This is a genomic window from Tissierella pigra (assembly GCF_009695605.1).
Classification (GTDB): Bacteria; Bacillota; Clostridia; order Tissierellales; family Tissierellaceae; genus Tissierella; species Tissierella pigra.
On the sequence record NZ_VUNQ01000096.1, the window covers coordinates 1 to 3,375 of the forward strand.

Genomic DNA, 3,375 nt, shown 5'->3' on the forward strand with positions numbered 1-3,375 from the left:
CCAAAGTTCTCCTTTCATATTCACACCACCTATTATTTTTTATTCTTTAGGTAGTGTTCCCTCTTTGATTAAGAACTCTGTACTTTTTGATTACCTTTTATCTGTATTTTATCATTGTCCTTTACAAAACTGCAAAGTCAAATTTTAGAGGATAAACTGATTCGGGAGTTTATAGCAAAACAAAATTCAGATGGTTGGATAGATGAGGATTTCCATAGTGAGAAGGGAATTGAAACTGCAATAAGAGTATTATCGGAAAAAGGCGTTTTATCAGAACAATTTCCAATTCAAAAAATGTTGAATGAATTAGAAAGAAGAGAGGATACCTTTGATAAAGGATGTTTATTTAATGTTGGTAAGATATTAGATGAAAAAGGGTTTGGAGGTTCACAGTTAATTAGATCCACTATCTTTGCTTATGCAGGTATAGAAAATAAAGATTTCATCAAAGAACAAATAGAAAATGCACTAGATAAATTTAAGTTCATACTTTCTGTAGACAAAATACAAGACATTACAGAAGAGTATAAAAGTAAATTGATTTTTAAGAATGAAGTGAAATGGCCAAGTATATATGACCTTAGACTTCTTGCCTTTACAAAGACATGGAGAAGTAAAGAAAACGAAAAAATAATTACTTCGTCAATAGGTCAATTAATAAAGTTATCACCTATTTCAGATATACTTGTACTAAAAGGACACCAATTAATTGCACCAGCTTCCTTTTGCATGCATGATTTTTATCAAGACATGAATACATTTAAAGATAAAGATTGGATGATGTGGTTTCATAGAATGGAATTACTATCTAGACTTGGAGTAGTGAAGCATATAGAAGAGCTAAAGGTTCAAGTTGATTTTCTTGTTAATAATTTAGATGAAAATGATGGAATATTCAAAAAGAAATTAAATCATTATTATTTTACAAAATGGGGTACTTATACTGGTTTAGCATTGGAAAAAGACTGGAGGACAGAAGAAAGACGTATGTGTGATTTGACATTTAGAAGTTTACTAATATTGTATTATTCTGAAATATACTAAGTAACATTTCATAAATTAGAATAGCTTTTAACAAAGAAAAGGGTTGGTGATTCATATATTTTATCTAAAGGAAATATCAGAAATCCTATTATCTCATAATCCTTCTGATGTTGTAAAATATAAGATTTTAACTAATTTCAGCAGTTATGATTCAAACTCAGAAGTAATGATTGATCTTAGAAGAAAACTAAACTGTAGTAAATGGGTACAAAGTATAAAAAATGAGCAGCATTGTGATGGTAGCTGGGGAAGATTTCATAGTCAAGATTTTAGGGTAAAGCAAAAATACAAGACCACAGAATCAGTATTGCTCTATTTATATGCACTTGGTTTAAAACGTGGTGATGAGATTATTGATAAGGCATGCATTCATATGGAAAATATGCTCAGCGATTTATCACTATGGCCTGATGCCTGGGAAGGAAACAAATGGTTTAAGCCAGCAGTGCCTCTGTTTATTACATCAAGATTAGCATTGTTTAATTCTGAAAACCCTCACTATATAGAAAACTGTTTAAAATGGATATATATATTACAGAATAGTTTTCAAAATGGTTTATATGATAGTTCTCAGATAGATAATATTTCAAAAAAGGTGCTTGGAGTAAATATCCATGGCAAGTATATAGGACTTAATAGTATCAATAATATTATTTTATTTGCTCATATTAAAGATAAAATACCAGTAGATATACAAAGACAATATCTGCATTGGCTACATTCCTATCCAGAGACTATTTTTTATACCAATACAAGGTTATATGAAAAACCTGAACTTATTAGAAATACTAAGGAATTATCCAGTTGGATACATACTATGAGTGTTCTATCATTATTTGATGGCTTCTATGATGAATTTAATGATGAGATAGAATGGCTTATAAATAGACGAGGTGAGGATGGGCTTTGGGATTTTGGTGCAGCATTGAGTTCATGTAAGCTATCTGATAATTGGAGGACTAACCTAAATAGGAAAATAGATCATACAACTTATGTACTAGAAATATTATATAATGCTTCAAAGTAGAGTAAATGTTTTAAAAATATTTATATAAGGGGGCTCTACAAATTGAAGAGTATAGATAAAAGAAACAAACTTAAAGAAGAAGCTTTCTCATATAGAGTATCGAAAGATAATAGGGTATTTATTTCTTGGCATGGGAAACAAGTTATGATATTAAAAGGTAAAGAAAGTGAAAAATTTTTATCGAAAGTATCAAAGGCAAATACAATAGAAGCACAATTGATAATGGCTAAGATTACTGGTAATTTCAAACGTGGGAATGAAAAAACAAGTAAAATAAGTAAGAAATAAGAGATATTATTAGAGAAAAATATTTTTTAAAGGTGATTTGGAGGTCTGATTTTAGATTATCTATATGGAGGAAGTACTGAAGAAATGCAAAGTCAATAAGGGTCAAATATAGGGGGAAGTGACTATGACAATTATTAAAACGAAGAGATTTGAAAAAGTTTTTAATAAATATGCAAGCTCAAAAAAAATAAATGAGGGAATTTTGTTGATAGAAAATACAAGTGGGGAGTTCTCACTTATGAAAAGATATGGAGAAAAAGAATTAAATTCTCCATTGCTTATGGCAAGTATTACTAAGTTATTTACTACCACTTGTATTTTGATATTGTTAGAGCAGAATAAATTATCCTTGGAAGATAAAATTGTAAATTATTTTGATATAAATATTTTAAAGGGAATTCATGTTTATAAGGGTAGAGAGTACTCTTTTGAATTAACAGTATCTGATCTATTGTTTCAAACAAGCGGGCTGCCTGATGTGTACTTAGAAGGGGAAAATAGCTTAATAAATAGAATTATACAAGAGGATTTTCATATTAATTTTTGCGACACCATAAGTAGTGTTAAGAAGTTAAAACCTCATTTTAAACCTAGAAAGAAAGGAAAAGCTTACTATGCAGATATAAACTTTGATATATTGGGTCAAATCGTGGAAAAAGAAAGTGGTTTAACATTATCCAAAGCATATGAAAAGTATATCTTTGAACCACTTCGGTTAGTGAATACGTATCTTCCTGAGGATAGATATAATGAGATACCTAAAATCTATTATATGAATCAAATTATCCACCGTCCTAAGTTTGTGATTAGTAGCGGCGCAAGTGGAGGCTGTATAACTACTGCTCAAGAATTAATGATATTTATAAAGGCATTCTTTAGAGGAAAACTGTTGTATTTGTCAACTGAAAAGTGTACCATATAATAATCGAAAACTGTACCACTTGGTAATGTAAACTAATTGGTTTCTTCTAACCATTCCCTAGTTTCTTTAATCCTATAAGAATCACCATTCATAT

The 3,375-nt window shown here is 29.7% G+C and carries 4 protein-coding genes; all 4 read left to right on the forward strand.

Annotation, left to right across the window (positions count from 1 at the left end; all coding sequences use genetic code 11):
• Positions 1–114: 114 nt before the first annotated feature.
• The 4 genes from FYJ83_RS19310 (at position 115) to FYJ83_RS19325 (ending at position 3,281) form a co-directional block, all read left to right on the forward strand.
• Positions 115–1,044 (forward strand): hypothetical protein, encoded by a 930-nt coding sequence (locus FYJ83_RS19310; protein ID WP_154443124.1) that lies wholly within the window; start codon positions 115–117, stop codon positions 1,042–1,044.
• Positions 1,045–1,090: 46 nt separating this feature from the next.
• Positions 1,091–2,071 carry a hypothetical protein gene (locus FYJ83_RS19315; RefSeq protein ID WP_154443125.1) on the forward strand — a complete coding sequence of 327 codons (981 nt, stop codon included), beginning with the start codon at positions 1,091–1,093 and terminating at the stop codon, positions 2,069–2,071.
• A 42-nt stretch (positions 2,072–2,113) separates the two neighbouring features.
• Complete coding sequence (locus FYJ83_RS19320; protein ID WP_154443126.1) at positions 2,114–2,359, forward strand: hypothetical protein; 246 nt, start codon at positions 2,114–2,116, stop codon at positions 2,357–2,359.
• A 124-nt stretch (positions 2,360–2,483) separates the two neighbouring features.
• Positions 2,484–3,281 carry a serine hydrolase domain-containing protein gene (locus FYJ83_RS19325; protein WP_216584682.1) on the forward strand — a complete coding sequence of 266 codons (798 nt, stop codon included), beginning with the start codon at positions 2,484–2,486 and terminating at the stop codon, positions 3,279–3,281.
• Positions 3,282–3,375: the final 94 nt, after the last annotated feature.